The sequence below is a fragment of the Bradyrhizobium zhengyangense genome (assembly GCF_022012555.1).
Lineage (GTDB): Bacteria > Pseudomonadota > Alphaproteobacteria > Rhizobiales > Xanthobacteraceae > Bradyrhizobium > Bradyrhizobium zhengyangense.
Map to the genome: position 1 here is coordinate 85,357 of NZ_JAKLTZ010000016.1, position 21,044 is coordinate 106,400.

General features: G+C 63.6%; 20 protein-coding genes. 11 read left to right on the forward strand and 9 right to left on the reverse strand.

All coding sequences use genetic code 11. From position 1 onward, the window contains the following. Positions 1-4 precede the first annotated feature (4 nt). Positions 5-559, reverse strand: coding sequence for a PAS domain-containing protein (locus tag L6639_RS35565; protein WP_237866268.1), 555 nt, complete (start codon positions 557-559; stop codon positions 5-7). Between the two features lie 452 nt (positions 560-1,011). Here L6639_RS35565 and L6639_RS35570 point away from each other — a divergent pair, with 452 nt between their 5' ends. Together L6639_RS35570 and L6639_RS35575 are read left to right on the forward strand one after the other, a co-directional pair. Further along, on the forward strand, positions 1,012-1,821 hold the full coding sequence (locus tag L6639_RS35570) for a rhomboid family intramembrane serine protease (protein WP_237866269.1): 810 nt from the start codon (positions 1,012-1,014) through the stop codon (positions 1,819-1,821). Between the two features lie 188 nt (positions 1,822-2,009). Next, the gene (locus L6639_RS35575) at positions 2,010-2,438 is read left to right on the forward strand and encodes a CBS domain-containing protein (RefSeq protein WP_237866270.1); all 429 of its coding nucleotides are present in this window, start codon (positions 2,010-2,012) and stop codon (positions 2,436-2,438) included. Between the two features lie 7 nt (positions 2,439-2,445). Here the strand turns inward: L6639_RS35575 and L6639_RS35580 are convergent, their stop codons facing one another. Next, positions 2,446-3,477 carry a patatin-like phospholipase family protein gene (locus tag L6639_RS35580; protein ID WP_237866271.1) on the reverse strand — a complete coding sequence of 344 codons (1,032 nt, stop codon included), beginning with the start codon at positions 3,475-3,477 and terminating at the stop codon, positions 2,446-2,448. A 235-nt stretch (positions 3,478-3,712) separates the two neighbouring features. Between L6639_RS35580 and L6639_RS35585 the strand changes: the two genes are divergently transcribed. After that, positions 3,713-4,786 carry a hypothetical protein gene (locus tag L6639_RS35585; RefSeq protein ID WP_237866272.1) on the forward strand — a complete coding sequence of 358 codons (1,074 nt, stop codon included), beginning with the start codon at positions 3,713-3,715 and terminating at the stop codon, positions 4,784-4,786. Between the two features lie 36 nt (positions 4,787-4,822). Here the strand turns inward: L6639_RS35585 and L6639_RS35590 are convergent, their stop codons facing one another. Then, entirely contained in the window at positions 4,823-6,025 is a 1,203-nt protein-coding gene (locus L6639_RS35590) for an MFS transporter (protein ID WP_237866273.1), read from the reverse strand. An 89-nt stretch (positions 6,026-6,114) separates the two neighbouring features. Here L6639_RS35590 and L6639_RS35595 point away from each other — a divergent pair, with 89 nt between their 5' ends. Both L6639_RS35595 and L6639_RS35600 read left to right on the forward strand, forming a co-directional pair. Continuing rightward, positions 6,115-6,795 carry a TetR/AcrR family transcriptional regulator gene (locus tag L6639_RS35595; RefSeq protein WP_237866274.1) on the forward strand — a complete coding sequence of 227 codons (681 nt, stop codon included), beginning with the start codon at positions 6,115-6,117 and terminating at the stop codon, positions 6,793-6,795. 10 nt (positions 6,796-6,805) lie between these two features. Further along, positions 6,806-7,327 carry a DUF2231 domain-containing protein gene (locus L6639_RS35600; protein WP_237866275.1) on the forward strand — a complete coding sequence of 174 codons (522 nt, stop codon included), beginning with the start codon at positions 6,806-6,808 and terminating at the stop codon, positions 7,325-7,327. Positions 7,328-7,406: 79 nt separating this feature from the next. Here L6639_RS35600 and L6639_RS35605 read toward each other — a convergent pair whose 3' ends face one another. Next, positions 7,407-8,300 (reverse strand): LysR family transcriptional regulator, encoded by an 894-nt coding sequence (locus L6639_RS35605; protein WP_237866276.1) that lies wholly within the window; start codon positions 8,298-8,300, stop codon positions 7,407-7,409. A gap of 104 nt (positions 8,301-8,404) precedes the next feature. Here L6639_RS35605 and L6639_RS35610 point away from each other — a divergent pair, with 104 nt between their 5' ends. Next, entirely contained in the window at positions 8,405-9,388 is a 984-nt protein-coding gene (locus L6639_RS35610) for an aldo/keto reductase (protein ID WP_237866277.1), read from the forward strand. A 305-nt stretch (positions 9,389-9,693) separates the two neighbouring features. Further along, positions 9,694-9,888, forward strand: coding sequence for a hypothetical protein (locus L6639_RS35615; RefSeq protein WP_237866278.1), 195 nt, complete (start codon positions 9,694-9,696; stop codon positions 9,886-9,888). A 16-nt stretch (positions 9,889-9,904) separates the two neighbouring features. Here the strand turns inward: L6639_RS35615 and L6639_RS35620 are convergent, their stop codons facing one another. Next, the gene (locus L6639_RS35620) at positions 9,905-10,897 is read right to left on the reverse strand and encodes a zinc-dependent alcohol dehydrogenase family protein (RefSeq protein ID WP_237866279.1); all 993 of its coding nucleotides are present in this window, start codon (positions 10,895-10,897) and stop codon (positions 9,905-9,907) included. A 106-nt stretch (positions 10,898-11,003) separates the two neighbouring features. Here L6639_RS35620 and L6639_RS35625 point away from each other — a divergent pair, with 106 nt between their 5' ends. Further along, positions 11,004-11,864: a LysR family transcriptional regulator gene (locus L6639_RS35625; RefSeq protein WP_237866280.1), complete on the forward strand. Its 861-nt coding sequence runs from the start codon at positions 11,004-11,006 to the stop codon at positions 11,862-11,864. Between the two features lie 305 nt (positions 11,865-12,169). Next, a complete protein-coding gene (locus tag L6639_RS35630) occupies positions 12,170-14,632 on the forward strand; it encodes a putative bifunctional diguanylate cyclase/phosphodiesterase (protein ID WP_237866281.1) in 2,463 nt (820 codons plus the stop codon). A gap of 58 nt (positions 14,633-14,690) precedes the next feature. Here the strand turns inward: L6639_RS35630 and L6639_RS35635 are convergent, their stop codons facing one another. The 3 genes from L6639_RS35635 to thrS all read right to left on the reverse strand — a co-directional run bounded on the left by L6639_RS35635 (position 14,691) and on the right by thrS (position 18,710). Beyond that, complete coding sequence (locus L6639_RS35635; RefSeq protein ID WP_237866282.1) at positions 14,691-15,947, reverse strand: serine hydrolase domain-containing protein; 1,257 nt, start codon at positions 15,945-15,947, stop codon at positions 14,691-14,693. 63 nt (positions 15,948-16,010) lie between these two features. Beyond that, entirely contained in the window at positions 16,011-16,574 is a 564-nt protein-coding gene (locus L6639_RS35640; RefSeq protein ID WP_237866283.1) for a nitroreductase family protein, read from the reverse strand. A gap of 93 nt (positions 16,575-16,667) precedes the next feature. After that, on the reverse strand, positions 16,668-18,710 hold the full coding sequence (thrS, locus tag L6639_RS35645; protein ID WP_237866284.1) for a threonine--tRNA ligase: 2,043 nt from the start codon (positions 18,708-18,710) through the stop codon (positions 16,668-16,670). A gap of 186 nt (positions 18,711-18,896) precedes the next feature. Here thrS and L6639_RS35650 point away from each other — a divergent pair, with 186 nt between their 5' ends. Beyond that, the gene (locus L6639_RS35650; RefSeq protein WP_237866285.1) at positions 18,897-20,069 is read left to right on the forward strand and encodes an MFS transporter; all 1,173 of its coding nucleotides are present in this window, start codon (positions 18,897-18,899) and stop codon (positions 20,067-20,069) included. Between the two features lie 90 nt (positions 20,070-20,159). Next, positions 20,160-20,552, forward strand: coding sequence for a hypothetical protein (locus L6639_RS35655; protein WP_237866286.1), 393 nt, complete (start codon positions 20,160-20,162; stop codon positions 20,550-20,552). A gap of 31 nt (positions 20,553-20,583) precedes the next feature. Here the strand turns inward: L6639_RS35655 and L6639_RS35660 are convergent, their stop codons facing one another. After that, positions 20,584-20,910, reverse strand: coding sequence for a GrlR family regulatory protein (locus L6639_RS35660; protein ID WP_237866287.1), 327 nt, complete (start codon positions 20,908-20,910; stop codon positions 20,584-20,586). Positions 20,911-21,044: the final 134 nt, after the last annotated feature.

A 21,044-nucleotide genomic window follows, 5' to 3' on the forward strand; every position in this document is an offset into this window, starting at 1 on the left:
CTGCCTAGCGCAGCCCCTCATACACTATCAGCCCGCGTGCGATCTGCAGTTTGCGGATCGTGCGCGGCAGCAATTTCTCCGGCTGGTGCAGGTAGCGCCAGGAAGTGAGGGTGAACGGGCCGAGCGCGCCGCATTCGTCGTCGAACGGTGCGAGCACGCCGGTCACGCTGACAGGCGTATGCGGGCGGGCGTTGAAGGGCAGCAGCAGCAGCTCGAGATGCGCCTTGCTGCCGTCCTCGCGCTGCGCGGTGAGACCGGCGATCGCACCCAGCGTCTCGTCGGCGACGACGGTCGTGATCTCCTCGATCTCGCTGCGGCTCGCATCCGTGAACAAGGCGGCAAAGTCCCGGTCCTTGAGATCAAGGCCTGCGAGCGCGCAGACGCGGGTGCCGGCAACGCGGAACGGAAAGCCTGCCTTCGGCTCGCAGGACAGCACAAAAATGTCGCCCAGCAGCTCGCGCACCGCGGCCGGGTCGATATCGGCCCGGTCAGGAGCCCGCGCGCTACCGCGCTTTGTGTCCCAATACGCGAAGAATGCGCGGCTCGATGGATGTTTCATGATCGACGCTTACCCTCGGCGCAACCTCGTGGGACAAAGCTGTCCCGCTTCAGCGCACCTGAGATCCCTTTGATGTTGTGCAGGAGGGGAATTGCAGCGTCCATGCCGCGGAGGCGTTTTTGGCATCCGCAGGCCTGCCTTTACGGCGTTAACGTTAAATTAACTATGCGCTTTGCGTGTCCCGCGCGCCTGTTATGGTGATTCCAGTCGCAAGCCTCGCCGCTTTCTCCAGGTTCTCGGCGAGGCCTGTACACGGGCGTCAAACAGCTTGGTCACTGGCCGCGGGGAGGGGTGGGGATACACCTTATTCTCCCGTTGCGTCGGAAAGGCCGACACGGACAGGCAGGGCTTTCCCAGGGCCCTGCCTTTTCCTTTTGTGCACTTGCGCAAGGCCGGCAAACGCGACTATCTCCAGCTTTGTTGCCTCGATCGCGCCTGAAAGCGAAACCGCCTTGGATTCCCCGTCACAACCCCCGTCGAACCATCCGGTCGTCGCCGAAGAGGCCCGGCGCGAGCCGATCCTGACCTTGCCGTGGCCGCTGACGGCCTATGTCGTGCTGCTGGCGCTGATCCATCTGCGGGTGCTGCTGCCGCCGGAACTCGAGAACTGGACCATCGACGTGTTCGGCTTCATCCCGAAGCGCTACGATTCCTCCCTGGTCAATCTGCAATTCGAGGGCGGCGCCGGCGCGAAGGTCTGGACCTTCGTCACCTATTCGCTGCTGCACGCCAATCTCACCCATCTCGCCTTCAACGTGCTGTGGCTGCTGCCGTTCGGCAGCGCGCTGGCGCGACGCTTCGGCGCACTGCGCTTCTTCGTCTTCCTGGCGGTGACGGCCGCCGCCGGCGCGCTCGCCCATCTCGTCACCCACGAGCATGCGGTGGTGCCGATGATCGGCGCCTCGGCCTCAGTCTCGGGCGCAATGGCGGCGGCGATCCGGTTCGCCTTCGTGCGCGGCAGCTTCCTGTCGTTCAGTCGTTCGGACGCCGATACCGCCGCGAGAGTTCCGGCACTGCCGCTGGTCCAGGCGTTGCGCGATCGTCGGATCGTCGGTTTCCTCGGTGTGTGGTTCGCCCTCAACATCATCTTCGGCGTCGGCGCGATCGGCGTCGACAGCGAGAGCGCTGGCGTCGCCTGGGAAGCGCATATCGGCGGCTTTTTCGCCGGCCTGTTGCTGTTCGCACTGTTCGATCCCGTGCCGCGCGTGCGAAGCGATGATGCTGCGGATGCGTCATCACAGGACATTTCAAACGGTATTTGAAGCGGCGCTTGCGGCGCAGCCCGAATTCATCCATCATTCTGCGGAAGAATGTTCCGAAGCAGCAAGCTCATAGAAGCTGCACTTCGCAAAGCGCTCGAGCGTGAAACCGGCGCTGAAACTGTTAGTTGAAGACTCGCGAACAAGTCCGGACCGCGCAAAGCGGACGGAGCCGATTCAGGGAGGCGACAATGACGGTACGTTCCATTCTCAATACCAAGGGCCATCAGATCATGAGCGTCGCGCCGGACGCCAAGCTCGCCGCTGCCGTCAAGCTGCTCGGCGAGAAGAAGATCGGCGCGGTGCTGGTGATGGACCAGAGCCGGCTCGAGGGCGTCCTGTCCGAGCGCGACATCGTGCGCGTGCTCGGAGAGCGTGGCGCCGGCGTGCTGGACGAGGCGGTCTCCCAGGTCATGACGCGCAAGGTCGTGAGCTGCAAGGAGACCGACACGGTCGCCGAACTGATGGAGATGATGACGACAGGCAAGTTCCGCCATCTGCCAGTCGTCGACAACGGCAAGGTGGTCGGCCTGATCTCGATCGGCGACATCGTCAAATGGCGCGTGCGGGAATACGAGTCCGAGCAGGAAGCCCTGCGCGACTACATCAAGACGGCCTAAGCCCGTCTCATTCGACGGCTTTCGGCGCATCGCCTTGGGGCGCCGGTGCGAGCACGTGGATGGTTTCCTGGATCGACTCGAGCGCGCGCTCGGCGGCGCGCGCACCGTGCGCGATCAGATCTTCGGCACGATGAAAGTCGAACCAGCCGAATTGGCCGACCCGCGGCGTGATCAGGAGGTCCGGTGGATCGCCGGCGAGCCGCGCGCGGGTGATGCGGTCCTGCATGATGTTGAAGGCATCGATCATCACCGACGAGATGCCGGGCCGGCCGGCGCTGCCGAAGAACTCGCGCTTGACGGTCTTCTCCGGCGAGAAGATGCGCGGAAAGCGCCGCTTGGCCGGGACCTCTTCGGCGACAGGGGTGGCGACAGGCACGGGCATCGCCCCATGCGCATGGATCGTCGTCGAATGCGTGAAGATGTCGGTGGACAGATTGACCGCGATGACGATCTCGGCGCCGAGCGCCCGCGCCGCCGACACCGGCACCGGGTTGACCAGCGCGCCATCGACCAGCCAGCGGTCGCCGATCATCACCGGCGAGAAGATGCCGGGTAGCGCATAGGAGGCGCGCATCGCCTCGACCAGACGGCCGCGCGTCAGCCAGATCTCGTGGCCGGTCCGGACCTCGGTCGCGACCGAGGCATATTTCATCGGCAGGTCCTCGATCAGGGTCTGGCCGATCGATTCCTCCAGCCGGCTAGCGAGCTTCTCGCCGCCGATCAGGCCCGAGCCATTGAGGCGGATGTCGAGATAGCCGAGGATGTTGCGCACGCCTTGCAGGCTGCGGGCCCAGTCTTCCAGCGCGTCGAGCCGGTCGGCCGCATAGGCGCCGCCGACCGCAGCGCCGATCGAGGTGCCGACCACGACATCGGGCACGATGCCGTTGGCCAGCAGCGTTCTCATGATACCGATATGGGCAAAACCGCGCGCCGCACCGCCGCCGAGGGCAAGACCAATGACGGGCCGGCGGATGCTGCCGAGACCGACTTTCTCGCCATTTGCGCCGTTCACACCCCGACCTCTCAAGATATCCAGCACCGAAACTCTCCTACTCCGGGCCGTCCTCACTCCAGAGTAGGCGCCGCGCTTCCGCTTCGCCAGAAACAGGGCAAAGCATGGTTTATAGCGTTCGGGACGCAGGGGGCAGGAGTGTGGCGAGGGCCCGTTGCCTCAGAGATGTAATCACGCAGGCGTCAACCGGGTTCCATAGAACCGTAATCCATGGGATTTCAGAGGCTTGAATTTGCCGCGTTTTCGGTGAAAAGCAGGAAGCATGACTCCAGGGGGTGACGGCATCATCAGATGGCGGCGCGGCGGCAGGCTGCTGCCGGCGCTGATCGTTGCTGCGTGCCTCGTTACCTCAGGCCAAAACGCTGCGCAGGCGCAGCTTTTCTCTGATCGTCCGCCGCCGGTGCCGCCGGCCTCGGTGCCCGATCCCGGCGGCGCCGTCAGCCTGGCGCCGCCGTCCGGTCCAGGCGCCGGTCCCCTGAGCCTGCCGCCGACCCTGACCCAGCCGAATACGCCCAGCATGCCGCCGCCGGCCGTCTCGACCGTGCCGCCGTCCGCGCCGCTCAACGCGGCCGTGCCGGGCCAGGGTGTGCTGTCGCTGACCGCGAGATACGGCAAGGATTCTCCGGCGATCAACGGCGGCCTGGTCTGGCGCGTCTTTTCCGACCGTCCCGACGAGAACGGTACTTTCAAGCTGATCAAGGAGGACCGCAGCGCCACGCCCAGCATCGTGCTGCCGCCCGGCAATTACGTCGTGCACGTCGCCTTCGGTTTGGTCAGCGCGGTACGCACCGTCAGCCTGAAAGCCGAGACCGACCGCGAGTCCTTCGTGCTGCCGGCCGGGGGCCTGCGCATCGAGGGCCGCGTCGGCACCAGCCGCATCCCGCAGAACCAGATATCGTTCGCGATCTACAAGGGCAGCCAGTTCGAGTCCGGCGAGCGGGCCTCGCTGGTGCCGAACGTCGCCGCCGGCGACGTCGTGCTGCTGCCCGAGGGCACCTACTACATCATCTCCAATTACGGCGACGCCAACTCGGTGGTGCGCTCGGACATCCGCGTCCAGGCCGGCAAGCTCACCGACGTCACCATCACCCACCGCGCAGCCGTGATCACGCTCAAGCTCGTCAGCGACAAGGGCGGCGAGGCGCTCGCCAACACCGCATGGTCGGTGCTGACGCCCGGCGGCGACGTGATCAAGGAATCGATCGGCGCCTTCCCGCGCGTGGTGCTCTCCGAGGGCGAATACCGCGCCATCGCCAAGAACGAGGGCAAGGTCTACGAGCGCGGCTTCAACGTCGTCAACGGCGTCGACGGCGAGGTCGAAGTCGTGGCGCGGTAGGGCGCGAAGGTAACGCGGGCCTCGACGTAATGTGGCTTACCGCGACTCCCTTGCGAGTTGTGCCCCCTTGCGATTTGGTTCGGTAAACCAGACGCTCCCCAGCAAGACGATCGTGGCCAAGGCGGCCGTCAGGCCGAGCAAGGTCTGCCATCCGACCCGCTGGAGTAGCCAGCCGGACAATGCCGTGCTGATGGCGGTTGATAGGAAGACCGTTTGATCGTGGAATGCCTGAGCCTTGGCGCCCTCTGAAGTGCGATAGTTTTTCGTCAGCAGCGTGCTTCCGCCGACATAGAGAAAATTCCAGCCAACTCCCAAGAGAACCAGCGAAACCCAGAAGGCGTTTACGCCGGTTCCAAGAATTACGGCCGCGACAGCGCAAGCGAGCATCAAAAGCGCGCCAAGCCGGATGATCGCGGCTGCACCCGCGCGCTTGATCAATGCACCCGTCACGAACGACGGGGCGAACATTGCCAAAGCATGCCACTGGATCACGAACGCAGCGTCAGCGTATCCGTGATGGTGAGAGATCATCGCGATCGGAGCCGACGTCATCAGCATGCTCATGCCTGCATATCCGAGTGTGCTGCTGAGAACCGCCATGATGAATCCGGGCTGACGCGCGATTTGCGAAATCGGCCGACTCTCGGATTGCTCCATTTCGTCCTTGATGATCGGCAAACGCAGGCTGGCCTGGATTGCCAGGGCCACAAGCGCCAGGCAGGCCAGGAAAATGTAGGTCCCCGCGAATTGGACCGCAAAGAGGTCTTTGGTCCGCTTGGCTACCTCGGGACCCACGATTGCCCCCACGATGCCGCCGGCAAGGACCATCGAAATGGCGCGGCCAGCGAACTCTCGGCCGCTCATCTCCGCAGCAGCAAACCGATAATATTGTCCGAACGCGTTGTAGGCTCCAATCAGCAGCGTTCCGATGCACAAGATTACAAAGCTGCTCATGAACAACGCGGCGATGCAGATGAGTGCGCCTAATAGCCCGATGGCCGTCCCCACCAGAAACCCGTGTCGGCGTCCAAACCGTCTCATCCAGAGCGACGCGGGGAAGGTCATGGCTGCAGTACCGGCGATGTAGGTCGCGATAGGTAATGTTGCCAGCGACTTGTCTTCGCCGAGCAGGGCATAGCCCACCAAGCCGTTGAGGCCGATAACGACGATATTGTTTGTCAGTAGCGCTGCCTGGCAGGTCGCAAGAGGCATGACCAAGCGAAGCTGTTTGAGATCCAACGCATGCTCCTGTCGTTTGTGCGGAGTTGACAGCAAACTTCAAGGCCGATAGATAGTATGTACTCGCTATCTAATCAAGGATGTCAGAAATGGCCGCCGAAACCACCTCGTCTCTCAGCCGCGAACGCTTGCAAGCCGAAGACCGGAAGGAGCAGATCGTGCAGACGGTCTTGCGACTGGTCCACGAACGAGGTGCGGACTCGGTAAGTACGCAGCTCATTGCAGATACGATTGGTCGATCCCAAGGCGTGGTGTTTCGGCATTTCTCTACAAAAGAGGCGCTCTGGACCGAGGTTTTGGCGTGGCTGCAGGAGAGCCTGGAAGGCGTCTGGAGGCGCGCTCTACACGACCACAGCAACGAGCCGCCGCTCGCTCGCCTCGAGAAAATCCTCGTCGGTCACGTCGGGCTGATCGAGAAATTTCCCGCAATCGTTAAGGTGGTGATGTCGGACGATCTTCGGCATCGTTACCCGACGCTCAACGAACAGTTTCAAAAGCTTCATGTCCTGTACGAACGGCACGTGACCGATCTGCTGAAGGAGGCAGTCAAGGATGGTCAACTTCCGAAGGGCACAAGCATCTCCGATGCGGCAACCCTGTACTTCTGCATCATACAGGGTCTCGGTTTCCAGTCAGCGATCGCTGGTCTGCGGGCGAACAAGCTCGCGAGCCTCGCGTCCAGAATGTTTTTATTCTTCGTTACTGCGCTGGAGAATTTGCAGACGGGAGCGAAGACGCGGAAATCCGATCACGTCGAGAAAGCAAAATAGGAGTATTGCGATGCCCGAGATCGTTCCGAATTGGCATCCGATTTTTGTGCATTTCACGATCGCCCTGTACGTCGTGGCAACGGCGCTGTATGCCCTCGGTCAAATCGCGGGCGGACGCAGTTGGGCGGGCGTCGTGGTCGTCGCGGCCCGGATAAACCTCTGGACAGGAGCTGCGCTGTCGATCCTGACCGTGATTGCGGGAATCGACGCTTTCTTCACGGTCGCTCATGACGCGTCTCAAACGATCTTCATGATCGACCACCGGCGATGGGCGATCGCGACTGCCGTCGTCTGGTGGTTCATTGCCGTGTTTGAGGCGGCGAGAGCGATTCAAGGCAAGAAGGCGAATCTGGTAGTCGCGTTCGCGCTGGTTGTGGCTATCGGGCCGCTTGCCGTCACGGGTTGGAAAGGTGGCGAGTTGGTCTATCGAAATCGAATCGGCATCGTCGCAACGCGAATGAGTCCCGTCGATGGAATTGGCGAGCGCGGAGCGCATCCTTTGTCGGCGCCAGATCGAGGCGGCCGGAGTTAGCTCTGCCCTGACAGCCTTCGGAATTCGCCGCAAGCGGTATGACGAGCGCATCGCAGTTTGTCGCATTGTGCGCTGACCCTCACTTCCGATAGCGCAGCGCCTCCACTAGCACGGCGAAGGCCGGCGTCGGCTGTCGCCGGCTCGGGTAATAGAGATGATAGCCCGCGAACGGCGCGCACCACTCGGCGAGCACACGGATCAGGCGGCCATTGGCGATCTCGCGTTTCACCAGATCTTCTGGGATGTAGGCCAAGCCAAACCCGGCCAGCACAGCATTCATCCTGAGCAGGCCGGTGTTGAATACGAGCTGGCCGTCGACGCGAACCTTCACGACGCGGCCGCGCTTCTCGAACTCCCAGGCATAGATTCCGCCATAGGTCGGCAGGCGCAGGTTGATGCAATTGTGCTCGGTGAGATCCTGCGGCTGTTTCGGCTTGCTGCGCGCCGCAAAATAGGCGGGCGCGCCGACCACGGCCATCCGCATCTCCGGTCCGATCCGTACGGCGATCATGTCCTTGGCGACCTGCTCGCCGAGACGGACGCCGGCGTCGTAGCGTTCAGTGACGATATCGGTGAGGCCGTAGTCGATGATGAGCTCGACCTTGATGTCAGGATAGCGCGGTAGGAGCTTTGCGAGCGCCGGCCACAGGATCGCCTGTGCCGCGTGTTCGCCGGTGGTGATGCGGACCGTGCCCGCTGGCGTGGCACGCAGCGCGGTGAGCGCCGACAGCTCGGCGTCGATCTCGTCGAAACGCGGCCCGATCGTGCGCAGCAGCCGCTCGCCGGCCTCGGTCGGCGCCACGCTGCGGGTGGTGCGGGTCAGGAGCCGCAGGCCAAGCCGTTCCTCCAGCGCGCGCACGGTGTGGCTGAGCGCCGATTGCGACACCCCGAGCTGTGCGGCAGCGCGGGTAAAACTGCGCTCGCGCGCGACGGCGAGAAAGGCGAGCAGGTCGTTGGTGTTGGTGCGAGCCATTCATGAATCCAGATTATGAGTACATGCCGGTTTTATCATCTAATTGCAGGCTCGCGCGCGGCCTAAGTTCGCCGCCGGATATCAATCTGCAAGGAGAGCTTGACATGCAGACACGCAAACTCGGCAAAAGTGGCCTGGAGGTCTCGGCCCTCGGTCTCGGCTGCATGGGACTGAGTTACGGCTATGGCCCCGCGACCGAGACGTCGCAGGCGATCGCGCTGATCCGGACCGCGTTCGAGCGCGGCGTCAACTTCTTCGACACCGCGGAAGCCTATGGCCCCTTCGTCAACGAGGAACTGGTGGGTGAGGCGCTGGCGCCCTTCCGCGACAAGGTGGTGATCGCCACCAAGTTCGGCTTCAAGGGCGGCAAGGTCGAAGCCGGGCTCGACAGCTCCCCCGCCAACGTCAAGGCGGTGGCGGAGGCCGGATTGAAGCGGCTGAAGACCGACCGCATCGATCTATTCTATCAGCATCGCGTCGATCCCGCGGTGCCGATCGAGGACACTGCCGGCGCGGTGAAGGAATTGATCCGCGAGGGTAAGGTGCTGCATTTCGGCCTGTCGGAGGCGGGCGCCTCGAGCATTCGCCGCGCGCATGCGGTCCAGCCCGTCACCGCATTGCAAAGCGAATATTCGCTGTGGTGGCGCGAGCCGGAGCAGGAGATCTTGCCTGTTTTGGAAGAGCTGGGTATCGGCTTCGTGCCCTTCAGCCCGCTCGGCAAAGGCTTTCTCACCGGCGCGATCAACGAGAGCACGACGTTCGACAGCAGCGACTTCCGCAACATCGTACCGCGCTTCTCATCCAACGCACGCAAGGCCAATCAGGCATTGGTCGATCTGCTCGCCGAGATCGCTGCGTCCCGGAAAGTGACGCCGGCGCAGATCGCGCTGGCCTGGCTGCTGGCGCAAAAGCCCTGGATCGTGCCGATTCCCGGCACCACCAAGCTGCACCGGCTCGAGGAAAATCTCGGCGCGGCTGCAGTAACGCTGTCGCAAGCCGATCTTGCGGCCATTGCAGACGTGCTCGCCACGGTCGCGGTGCAAGGCGAGCGCTATCCTGCGCACCTCCAGGCACGGGTTGGCCGCTAACATTTGTTGTGAAGGCTCGGTGAGCGTTCGCTTACCGGGCATTCCCACTGTGTTTCGCTTTGAATACTGCAGTAAGCGCGACCAAGCCGCCAGCGAAGGAGATAGAGAACACCGGCGACATCGGCTTATTCCGGCCTCACCTCGACTTCGCTATTACCTTTGCAAGATACGCATTTCCGATAATCAATTTCATTCGCTTTCCATCCTGCTGGGTTATATGTCGGGCATCCGTCCAATGGGGGACGCCGGCGCAGCCTTGGCGGCTCGCGTAGCCGGCAAGGGGCAGGGGACCAAAGCGCGTCGGCATGTTCGAAGTGATCCTTACCAGGCGCAAACGGTTCGGTTGGCGGTGGCAGGTCTCCGACCAGTCCGGCAAGATCTTTGCCGACGGCTTCGAACGCACGCGGCCGTCAGCCAAATATCACGGCGAGCGCGCACTATTTTTCCTATTGTCGCAGGCCTATTTGCGCAACCGCTCGGCGGCGTCGAGCGAGGATTAGCGGCAGTTCTGCGCCGTCAGATATCGACCACCAATTTGCCCTTGGCGGCGTGATCGCGGATCAGCGCATAGGCCTCGCCAACGCTCTCCATCGAAAAGCGCCTGGCATCCAGCAACGGCACGAGCTTGCCGGCCTCAGCGAGGCGCGTGGCCTCTGCCATGATCTCCCCGTGATGCGCACGGCCTTCGCCTGACAGCAGCGGCAGCAGCGTGAACACGCCGGAATAGGTGGCGGCGCGGAACGACAGCGGGGCCAGCGCATGCGTGCCCCAGCCGAGCGCGCTGACGACATGGCCGAAGTGGCGCACCGCCGCAAAGGAGGCATCGAGCACCTTGCCGCCGACGGTGTCGTAGACGATGTCGAAGCCGCGGCCGCCGGTATGTTCGGCGACATAGGCCTCGACCGAACTGTCGCGGTCGATGAATACAGCACCAAAACCTTCGATAGTCGCGCGCTGTGAGGCCGAGCCCGTTGCGTACACCTCCGCGCCGAACGCGCGCGCGATCTGGATCGCGACATGGCCGACGCCGCCCGCGCCGCCATGGATCAATACCTTCTGTCCGGCCTTCAGGGCGGCACGGTCGATCAGGCCTTCCCACGCGGTGGTGAAAATGAGGGGCAGGGCGGCAGCCTCGCGCATGCTGAGATTGGCTGGCTTCAGCGCCAGCAGGTCGGCATCGACGGCGGCGAACTCGGCGAGCGATCCCTGCACGCCACCGACTCCGCCGGTCATGCCATAGACCTCATCGCCAACCTTGAAGCGCGAGACCTCGCGCCCGGTCTGCTCGACCACGCCGGCGAGATCGATGCCGGGGATCGCCGGCAGCGGCTGGCGCGCATGCGCGGCCGCGCCGGCATGGATCTTGGTGTCGAGCGGATTGACGCCGCTGGCGCGGATACGCACCAGCACCTCGCGCGGGCCGATCTCGGGCGTGGAGATGGTTGAGATGCGCAAGGGGGCGTTGTGGGTCTCCAGCACGCCTGCTCGCATCGTCGATGGTCTGGTCATGGCCGTCTTGCTCCCGTTGTCGGCCTCCAATATGCCCATGATTTTTTGCATGAGAAGAAACAATAGCGTACGATATTCGTGCATTTTTGAATGGGCGGGGGATCCGATGGAATGGAGCGATCTGCGCATCTTCCTGGCGATTGCGCGCGAGGGTACGTTAGGGGCTGCCGCGCGAAAAATCGGGCAGACCCAGCCGACGATGGGACGGCGGCTGCGTGTGCTGGAGCATGCGCTCGGGCAAACGCTATTCCAGCGCACGGCCGACGGTTTTGTCCTCACCGACGAAGGCATGGCTGTGCTCGCCCATGCGGAGCGGATCGAGGAGGAGGCGCTCGCGCTGCAGCGGCAGGCGACAGGTGCCGAGACGCAGCTCGACGGGACCTTGCGTCTGTCCTCGTCGGACTGGTTCGGCACGCTGATGCTGTCGCCGGTCATCGCGGCCTTCGGCAAGCGCCATCCCAAGGTGATTGTCGAGCTCCTGACCGATGCCCGGCTCTACAGCCTGCCGCGGCGCGAAGCCGATCTCGTCTTTCGCATCAAGCCGTTCAGCGAGCCCGAGGTCATTTCCAGGAAACTGCTGCACATTCCCTATGCGCTCTACGGCAAGAAAGGCTGCAAGCCGCCGCGCGCCGGCGACGGCAGCGGTGTCCGCGTCGTGACCATGAACGCCGAATTCGCCGAGATGCCCGACGCCGTCTGGCTGAAGCGCAATTTGCCGAAGGCGGAGATCGCCGCGCGCAGCAACAACAGGCAGGTGCAGGCCGAGCTTTGCGCCGCAGGTGGCGGCCTCGCAGTGCTGCCGCGTCCGCTCGGTGATCGCGACCGCCGCCTGGTCGCGCTCCACATCGGCGTGAGCCCGCCGGGCCGTGACACCTATGTCGGCTATCACCGCGATCTCCGGCGGCTCGCGCGCCTGCGCGCGCTGCTGGATCTCGTGATTGAGCGATTGGCCGGGGAGGCGTCGTAGCCGCGAGGATGCGAAGGTGTGTCTGCTTTGCTCCGTCATTGCGAGCGTAGCGAAGCAATCCAGAATGCGTCTGCGGAAAGACCCTGGATTGCTTCGCTACGCTCGCAATGACGACGTGGATGCAGCTGTTCGCAAAAGAGACACCCCGCATTTCAAGCAACCGTCACAGTCTCTAACGCCCACTAACCAACGCGCGACTTAAAACTGTCATAATCACTGATCCGGAACCTGCGTCTGCGTCCTTTTTACACGCCATTAAGCGAGCCAGCCCTTGGATGCGCACGGAAAGTGCGTTGGGGACTGCAATGAGTGCCGCGAAGAAGATGCCGGGCAAACCGGCCACCGAAATGTTCGACGACATCCCGGTGCTTCAGCGCAAATGGCGTGCCGCATTGAGGCCGGGTGACCGGCTGCCGCGATATGAAGACGTGATGCTCGGCAGCCTTGGACGGATGGCCGATCACATCGCGCTGCTCAAGGGTGAGGGCACGCTCGAACTGTCGCGCAGCGGACGCTACGTGCAGAAATGGCTCGGCGACGAGCGCTGGGACATTCCGGTCGAGGAGCTGGCGCCGGATTGCGCCACAGCGCTGTCGGAAGCGGTGTCAAGCGCGCTCAAGAACGGACGGCCGCACCAAGCCAGCGCCCATTGCGTGCGCGACGGCATGGTCAGGACCTACGATCTGCTGGCGCTCCCGACTGCCTCGCGCTGGGGCGCGACGCTGGTCGGCGCCTATGTCAACGAGCGCGGTGCGCAGTACAATCTGCTGGATGCGATCTTTTCCGCGACCGACGATGCCGTGGTCTCGCTGGCGACGCTGCGCGATGCCAATGGTCAGCCGTCCGATTTCCAAATCGTGCATCACAACAAGAGCGCGGAGCTGCTGCTTGATGTCGCGAGCGGCGGCCTGCTGTGGCGTAAGATCGGCCATGGCACCACACTGCTTGCCGCGGCCGAAATCTTGGAGTTCCTGCTGAAAGCGGTTTTGGGCGGCCGCGGTGAGCAGCTCGAGATCGAGAGCGACGGCCGTCATCTGCGCATGAGCGCGACGGCCTTCGCCGACGTCATTTCGCTGACCATCTCCGATGTCACTGCGATGAAGCGGCGCGACGCCTCGTTCCGCCTGCTGTTCGACAACAACCCGATGCCGATGTGGGTGTTCGACGCCGAGACCAGGCAGTTCCTCAGCGTCAATGACGCCGCTGTCCAGCATTACGGCTATAGTCGCGCCGCCTTCCTGCGCATGAAGCTGCACCAGATCTGGCCCGAGGACGAGTGGGAAAGCCACACCGAGGCGCTCGAGCGCGTCGGAGAAACCTATCACTCCCAGCGCAATTGGCGGCACCTGCGCGCCGACGGCAGCGAGATCGAAGTGCTCACCTTTGGCCGCCGCGTCCCCTTCAACGACCGTGACGGTTATCTGGTCGCAGTGGCCGACATCACCGAGCGGCGGAAGGCGGAAGCGCGGATCGCCTATATGGCGCACCACGACGGGCTCACCGACCTGCCCAACCGGGAACATTTCCAGGAGCGCTTGAAGCAGGCGCTCGACCAGGCTGCGGGAAAACGGGTCGGCGTGCTCTATATCGACCTCGACCTGTTCAAGAACATCAACGATTCCTTCGGGCATCCCTCAGGCGATCGCCTGTTGAAAGAAGTTGCCGAACGCCTCACCACCGCGGTTCGCGGCGCCAATCTCGCAGCGCGGCTCGGTGGCGACGAGTTCGCCGTGATCCTCGCCGCGGACGTTTCGCCGAACGAGGCGAGCGCCTGCGCGACGCTGCTGATCGAGATACTGAAGGCGCCTTACGACATCGACGGTCAGGAAATGGTCATCGGCGCGAGCATCGGCATCGCGCTGTCGCCGGGCGACGGCACCACGTCCGAGGAACTGATGCGCAACGCCGACATGGCGCTGTACCGGGCGAAGTCCGACGGCGGCGGCGTGCACCATTTCTTCGAGCGCGAGATGGACCTGCAGGCGCAGAAGCGCCGCGACATGGAGGTCGATCTGCGCCGCGCCTTTGCCAATGGCGAGTTCGAGCTGCACTACCAGCCGCTGGTGTCGATCGCCTCCGACCGCATCTCCGGTTTCGAGTCGCTGTTGCGCTGGCGTCACCCCGACAAGGGCATGGTCTCGCCGGCGGAATTCATTCCGGTCGCGGAAGACATCGGCCTGATCACCCAGCTCGGCGAATGGGTGCTGCGCGAGGCCTGCCATGAAGCGGTGAAGTGGCCGTCAGACGTCAAGGTCGCGGTCAATCTGTCGCCGGCGCAATTCCGCAGCCGCAATCTGGTTCAGGTCGTGATCTCGGCGCTGGCGCAATCCGGCCTGTCGCCGAAGCGGCTCGAGCTGGAAATCACCGAATCGATCTTCCTCGCCGAGACCGACGCCAATTTGGCGATCCTGCATCAATTGCGCGAGCTGGGTGTCGGCATTTCCATGGATGATTTCGGCACGGGCTATTCGAGCCTCAGCTACTTGCGCAGCTTCCCGTTCGACAAGATCAAGATCGACCGCTCCTTCGTGAAGGATCTGGCGCAGCGGCCCGATTGCGTCGCGATCGTGCGTGCGATCTCCGGGCTTGGCCGCAGCCTCAACATCACCACGACCGCGGAGGGCGTCGAGACCGAGGATCAGCTCGACTGGCTCCGCGCCGAAGGCTGCAACGAGGTGCAGGGTTTTCTGTTCAGCGCGGCGCGCCCGGCTGGCGAGATCGCAAAGCTGCTGGCCGAGTTCGGTCAGCGCACCTCACGGGCGGCATGAGCATGATCCGGAAAAGTGCGCAGCGGTTTTCCGAAAAGATCATGCTCGAACAAACGACTCATGCGGGCGAAAAGCTGCCGTAGACCAGTTCCTTGAACGCGGGCGTGATGCGGCCGCGTTCGTTCTGGGTCTGCTCCATCAGGATGTAGACCATGTCGAGTTTGGGGTCGACGCCGAAATAGGTGCCGCTGCCTGAGTCCCATTTCAATTCGCCGATCGAGCCCGCCGGCGGCGGCTTGGCGTTGCCGGGATCGGTTCGGACCGCAATTCCGTAGCCATAGCCGAAGCCATCGCCGGGGTAATAGAAATAGTCGCGTTCGACGCCGGAGCCGGGCCCGATCTGATCGCTCGTCATGGCCTTGAAGGCGGTCGGGCTGAGGTAACGCTTGCCGTCGAGCTCGCCGCCGCTGAGCAGCATTTGCGCGAAGCGTCGATAGTCAGTGATGGTCGAGAGCAGGCCGCCGCCGCCGGATTGCCATTCCGGATGGTCGAGACGTTCGCGCTCGCCATCGAGCAGGATCTGGTCGCTCGGCAGCGGTCGCGCCATCCGTTCGATCTCGTCCGGTGTCGACAGCACGAATTTGGTGCTGGTCATGCCGAGCGGATCGAAGATGCGCTGCTTCAGCGCATCGTAGAGCGACTGCTGGGTGATGATCTCGATGACGCTTCCGAGCACATCGGTGGAATGACCATAGCGCCACAGCGTCCCCGGCTCGCGCGCGAGCGGGAGCCTCGCGATACGGTCGGCGAATTCCCGGTTGTTGAAGGGGCCTTCGAAGATATGCGCAGCCCTGTAGGCAAGCTCGACCCACCTTCCGCCGATATAGTCGTAGGTGATGCCCGAGGTGTGCCGCATCAAATCCCTGATGGTCACCGGATGAACAGGCGGCACCATCTCGAGCGCCATCGAGCCGTCGGGCTTGGTGATTTCCATTCCCACCTTTGTAGCGGCAAAGAGGGGAATGTATTTCGACACGGGATCGGTAAGCGCAAGCTTGCCCTCGTCGATCAGCATCATGGCCGCGAGGCTGGTGATCGGCTTGGTCATGGAATGGAGGGCGAAGATCGTGTCCGGCGTCATGGACAGGCGGGTCCTGACATCCCGTACGCCGAACATCTTGAAATAAACAGGCTTGCCGTGCTGCTGGACCAGAACGATCGCGCCCGGCAAACGGCCGGTGGTCACCTCGTTTTCGAAGAACGCGGTGATGCCTCGCAGCTTGTCGGGTGCGGGAGCGGGGATGTCGCCAGCGCGGCTCCGCGCCATCGTGCCGGCCAGCATCGCTGCCCCGACCAGAAATTCACGACGCTTCATGCGGGCTTCCTCACTCGCCGGGAGCAAAGCCGCAAGACATCAGAAGCGTCAACAAAACTTCGATCAAAAACGGGTCACGATTTCGGAAAGCACCGGTCGCGGACGATCCTCGCTCGGCTTGGTCGGCTTGCCGATGTGCACGAGGCCTGCGAGTTTCTCGTCGGCCTTGAGGCCGAGGCCATCAAGCACGTCGCGATCGAAGGCGAACCAGCCGGTCAGCCAGGCCGCGCCGTAGCCGAGCGCGGTGGCGGCCGTGACGATGTTCATGGCGCTGGCGCCGGCCGACAGCTCCTGCTCCCACGCCGGCACCTTGGGATGCGGCTTGGTGAAGCTGACGATGCCGATCACCAGCGGCGCATCGGTGAGGCGCTTGCGTTCGGTCTCGATATCGGCGGCGGGGGCGCCGGGATTCTTCCGGGCAAAGACTCTTGCAATCACCTCGCCGGCGCGCTGGCGCGCATCGCCCTCGAAAATGATGAAGCGCCACGGGGCGAGCTTGCCGTGATCGGGCACGCGCGCGCCGATGGTGAGAATGGTCTCGAGCTCAGCCGGCGAGGGGCCGGGGCCGGTCATCTCGCGCGGCTTGACCGAGCGGCGGGTTTTCAGGAGTTCGATGGCATCTGGCATTGCGATGGCCTCTTCGGCTGGTCGGCGGGCGTGCCATGCCGAGATAGGCATGCACGCCCGCAACCGAAAGCGAGTTTAGATCGATTTCAGGGATCAGGCCGCGCCGCGCGCCCGCCGGACGTCAGGCGGGGTCGCCTCGTCGACCAGGGCGGCGATAGCCTCCCCGGTCGTCATCACCTTCTGGCCGTCGCTACCGAGTCGGCGAACCGAGACCGAATGCGTCTCGGCCTCTTTCTTGCCGACCACGAGCAGCGCCGGGATCTTGGCCAGCGAGTGCTCGCGGACCTTGTAGTTGATCTTTTCGTTGCGCAGGTCGATCTCGACCCGAAGACCCGCGCGCCGCGCCTGTTCCAGCACCACCTTGGCGTATTCGTCGCCCTCCGAGGTGATGGTGGTGACGACTGCCTGCACCGGCGAAAGCCAGAGCGGGAAGTTGCCGGCATAGTGCTCGATCAGGATGCCGATATAGCGCTCCATCGAACCGCAGATCGCACGGTGCACCATCACAGGCGGTTTCTTGCCGCCGTCATGGTCGATGTAGAACGCACCGAACCGTTCCGGCAGGTTGAAGTCAACCTGCGTGGTGCCGCACTGCCAGTCGCGGCCGATGGCATCGCGTAGCACATATTCGAACTTTGGCCCATAGAACGCGCCTTCGCCCGGGTTGATCTCGGTCTTGATGTGGTTGTTCTGCGCCTGGATCTCGCGCAGCACCGTCGCCATCACGCGCTCGGCGTGATCCCACATCGCATCCGTGCCTACGCGTTTTTCCGGCCGCGTCGACAGCTTCACGGTGAGATCGCCGGTGAAGCCGAAATCGGCATAGGTCGACAGGATGAGATCGTTGATCTTCAGGCATTCCTCGGCGAGCTGGTCCTCGGTGCAGAAGATATGCGCGTCATCCTGGGTGAAGCCGCGCACGCGCATCAGGCCGTGCATGGCGCCCGATGGCTCGTAGCGATGCACCACGCCGAACTCGGCGAGGCGCAGCGGCAGGTCGCGGTAGCTCTTCAGGCCGTGCTTGAAGATTTGCACGTGACCGGGGCAGTTCATCGGCTTCAGCGCAAACCAGCGCTTGTCCTCGGCCTCGTCGCCGGCCGACTGCGCCGCGAACATGTTTTCGCGGTACCAGCCCCAATGGCCCGAGGTCTCCCACAGCACCTTGTCGAGGATCTGCGGCGCGTTGACCTCGCTGTAATCGCCGGTCAGGCGGCGGCGCATATAGGCGATCAGCTGCTGGAAAATCGTCCAGCCCTTCGGGTGCCAGAACACGACGCCGGGACCTTCCTCCTGGAAATGGAAGAGGTCGAGCTCACGTCCGAGCTTGCGATGGTCGCGCTTCTCGGCTTCCTCGATCTGCTTGAGGTAAGCGTCGAGGTCCTCCTGCTTGGCGAAGGCGGTGCCGTAGATGCGGGTCAGCATCGGGTTGTTGCTGTCGCCGCGCCAATAGGCGCCGGCCACCTTCATCAATTTGAATGCGTTGCCGACCTTGCCGGTCGAGGTCATGTGCGGGCCGCGGCAAAGATCGAACCAGTCGCCCTGGTAGTAGATCTTGATCGGCTCGTTGCCCGGAATGGCGTCGACCAGCTCGACCTTGAACGCCTCGCCCTTGTCGCGGAACACCTGCTTGGTCTTTTCGCGGTCCCAGACTTCCTTCGTGAAAGGCTTGTCGCGCGCGATGATCTCGCGCATCTTTTTCTCGATCGCGGCAAAGTCTTCCGGCGTGAACGGCTCGTTGCGGAAGAAGTCGTAATAGAAGCCGTTCTCGATCACCGGGCCGATGGTGACCTGGGTGCCCGGCCACAGCGTCTGCACGGCTTCCGCGAGCACGTGGGCGCAGTCGTGGCGGATCAGTTCGAGCGCCTCCGGTTCGTCGCGCGAGATCAGCCTGAGCTTGGCGTCGGCCTCGATGGGATCGTTGAGATCGGTGAGCACGTCATCAAGCGTCATCGCCACGGTGCGCTTGGCGAGCGAGGGCGAGATGCCCTTGGCGATCTCGAGGCCGGTGATGCTCTTCTCGTATTCGCGCCGGGCGCCGTCGGGGAAGGTGAGGGTGACTTTGGCGGCTGGGGTCACGGGCTTCAGGTTGCTGAGGGAATATTGAAAGCCGGATTCGGATTTGGGCTGGTCGGACATTGCTTTTCTCCTGAGGCTCACTCCTGCGAACGAGCGCAGGTAAGCGGGAACGAGCGATATATCAGGCGATTCGGCCTGTGCAATCCGGCATTTCCAAGAAAGTGGCGCGCAAAAGCCGGGGCAGTGCGCCAACTATTTCGGACGACACCCTTTAACTGGCCATACGCCTGCTCTACATGCAGTTGCATGGAAAATACCCGCGCCGGCCGCCTCACGCCGACAGCCCTGATGCTTGGCAATCTCGTCACTGGCTGCTCGGTGTTGGCGCCGGCGGGGATGCTGCCGGAGTTGTCGACCGGGCTCGGCATCAGCATCCGTGCGGCCGGGCTGCTCATCACCTTTGGCGCGATCACGCTGTGTATCGGCTCGCCGCTGACGGCGTGGCTGACCAGCCGCATCGAGCGGCGGATGTTGCTCACGACCACGCTCGCGGTGCTTGCCCTTGGCAATCTCGCCTCCGCCTTTGCACCGGACTACGCAAGCCTCCTCGTCATCCGTCTGGCGATGCTCGCGGTCGGCGCGCTCTATACGCCGCAGGCGGCCGGCACCGCGGCGCTGATCGTGCCGGCGGAGCGGCGCGGCAGCACGATCGCGTATATCTTCCTTGGCTGGTCACTCGCGGCCGCGGTCGGCCTTCCGCTGATCACCTTCATCGCCAGCCGCTATGGCTGGCGCGCCGCCTATGGCATGATCGGTGCGCTCGGGTGTGTGAGCGTCCTGTTGCTGCTGGTGCGCTTGCCCGCCGGCCTGAAGGGCACCCCGGTCGACCTGAAGACCTGGAGCGAGGTCGGCCGTAGCAGGGCGATCCTGTTGCTGCTCGCGATCACGATGCTGCAGATGTCCGGCCAGTTTGCGGTGTTCACCTTCATGGGCCCGCTGCTCAAGAAGCTGACGGATGCGAGTCCGGACGCAATCGGCCTCGTGTTCGGTATCTATGGCGTGTGCGGCTTCCTCGGCGTTGTCGTGGCGAGCCGCATCGTCGACACGTGGGGGCCATATCGGACGTCGCTGCTGTTCACGTGCCTGTTACTGGCGGGCATTGCGGGGTGGGCAGTTGGCGCGGGCAGCCTCGTGTTGATGGCGACAGGCGTTGCGATCTGGGGACTGGGCTTTGCCTCGACCAATTCGATGCAACAGGTGCGGCTGGTCGCGGCCGCCCCGGCGCTCGCGCCCGCAACCGTCGCGCTCAATACGTCGGTCCTCTATATCGGCCAAGCCATTGGCTCTGCCGTCGGAGGGCTGTTGTTTGCCCGCGACCTGCTGCACAGCACAGGCTTCGTGGCGGTCGGCTTCGTCGTCCTGGCGCTGGTCCTGCTGGTCGTGAGCCGGCCCCGGCCGGCGGCTGCCGTCCTGGTCTGATGGCTGTCCTTGCCCGGCGCAAGGCGCTTGGCAAACGGCGCGGGAGAGCGCTAGAAGGCCAGACATGGGGACCAAAGAGAGTTGACTGAAATGAGGATGATTCTGGCGGTTGCCGCGGTGCTCTATTCAGCCTCCGCGTTTGCGCAAACCGACAAGCCACCGATGGTGGGGGACAAACCGCTGGTGCAGGTCAAGCCCAAAGGGACCAAGGCCGGTGCAAAGGAGGCGGCTGCCAAGCCGGCCGCCGCGGCGCCGAAGGGCAAGCCGCAGTCGATCGCGGCACGGCTCCAGGCCTGCCTTGACCTCGACGATGGCACCAAGGACCGGCTCAACTGCTACGACGCTATTATCCCGCCCGCGCCAAAGCCGAAGCCGGCGAAGGCCAAGGGCTACGCCGACTGCAAATTCTTCAAGGAAGAGGACGAGCGACTGGCCTGCTTCAACGGCTTCGCCGAAAGCATTCCGAAGCTGCCCAAAACCTGAAGCTCGAGAGGCTGATCTCAGAGCCGGCGGCCTAATCGCTGAGCCGGCTCAGCACGGCGCGGAAGGCAACGCCCGGCAGTTGCAGTGCGGTGCCCTCGAACTCGGCCGTGTCGCCATCCTCGCGGCCGGCGAGCGTCAGCATGATCCGGTCGATGCCGAACAAGGCCTTGAACGACGGGTCGTCGTTGTAGCGCTCGGTTGAGATCTTGACCTTGATGCTGTCGCCTTGGCCTGTATAGGTTCCGATGAAGGCGAAAGCCGAATTGCCGCCGCGCATCTTGCCTTCAGTCACGTACACGACACCGCAGCCGGTCCCGTGAACCGTGTGGAAGTCGACCTTGTACAGTCCTTGACGCACTGCCTGTCCCCGCAGAGCTCGAACTCAACTTGGCCGGCAAATTATGGTCGTGGCCAGCGGAAACAATCCGGTGGCTGCCGGGGATCGTGGGCCATCAACATCACATCTTGATCATGCGCTGAGAGAACTGCAGG

What these genes read in the sequence shown, in the direction of transcription:
- L6639_RS35565 (WP_237866268.1), bottom strand. Translation starts at nt 559, where the DNA reads ATGAAACATCCATCGAGCCGCGCATTCTTCGCGTATTGGGACACAAAG.
- L6639_RS35575 (WP_237866270.1), top strand. Translation starts at nt 2,010, where the DNA reads ATGACGGTACGTTCCATTCTCAATACCAAGGGCCATCAGATCATGAGC.
- L6639_RS35585 (WP_237866272.1), top strand. Translation starts at nt 3,713, where the DNA reads ATGACTCCAGGGGGTGACGGCATCATCAGATGGCGGCGCGGCGGCAGG.
- L6639_RS35595 (WP_237866274.1), top strand. Translation starts at nt 6,115, where the DNA reads ATGGCCGCCGAAACCACCTCGTCTCTCAGCCGCGAACGCTTGCAAGCC.
- L6639_RS35600 (WP_237866275.1), top strand. Translation starts at nt 6,806, where the DNA reads ATGCCCGAGATCGTTCCGAATTGGCATCCGATTTTTGTGCATTTCACG.
- L6639_RS35605 (WP_237866276.1), bottom strand. Translation starts at nt 8,300, where the DNA reads ATGGCTCGCACCAACACCAACGACCTGCTCGCCTTTCTCGCCGTCGCG.
- L6639_RS35610 (WP_237866277.1), top strand. Translation starts at nt 8,405, where the DNA reads ATGCAGACACGCAAACTCGGCAAAAGTGGCCTGGAGGTCTCGGCCCTC.
- L6639_RS35615 (WP_237866278.1), top strand. Translation starts at nt 9,694, where the DNA reads ATGTTCGAAGTGATCCTTACCAGGCGCAAACGGTTCGGTTGGCGGTGG.
- L6639_RS35620 (WP_237866279.1), bottom strand. Translation starts at nt 10,897, where the DNA reads ATGACCAGACCATCGACGATGCGAGCAGGCGTGCTGGAGACCCACAAC.
- L6639_RS35625 (WP_237866280.1), top strand. Translation starts at nt 11,004, where the DNA reads ATGGAATGGAGCGATCTGCGCATCTTCCTGGCGATTGCGCGCGAGGGT.
- L6639_RS35630 (WP_237866281.1), top strand. Translation starts at nt 12,170, where the DNA reads ATGAGTGCCGCGAAGAAGATGCCGGGCAAACCGGCCACCGAAATGTTC.
- L6639_RS35635 (WP_237866282.1), bottom strand. Translation starts at nt 15,947, where the DNA reads ATGAAGCGTCGTGAATTTCTGGTCGGGGCAGCGATGCTGGCCGGCACG.
- L6639_RS35640 (WP_237866283.1), bottom strand. Translation starts at nt 16,574, where the DNA reads ATGCCAGATGCCATCGAACTCCTGAAAACCCGCCGCTCGGTCAAGCCG.
- thrS (WP_237866284.1), bottom strand. Translation starts at nt 18,710, where the DNA reads ATGTCCGACCAGCCCAAATCCGAATCCGGCTTTCAATATTCCCTCAGC.
- L6639_RS35650 (WP_237866285.1), top strand. Translation starts at nt 18,897, where the DNA reads ATGGAAAATACCCGCGCCGGCCGCCTCACGCCGACAGCCCTGATGCTT.
- L6639_RS35655 (WP_237866286.1), top strand. Translation starts at nt 20,160, where the DNA reads ATGAGGATGATTCTGGCGGTTGCCGCGGTGCTCTATTCAGCCTCCGCG.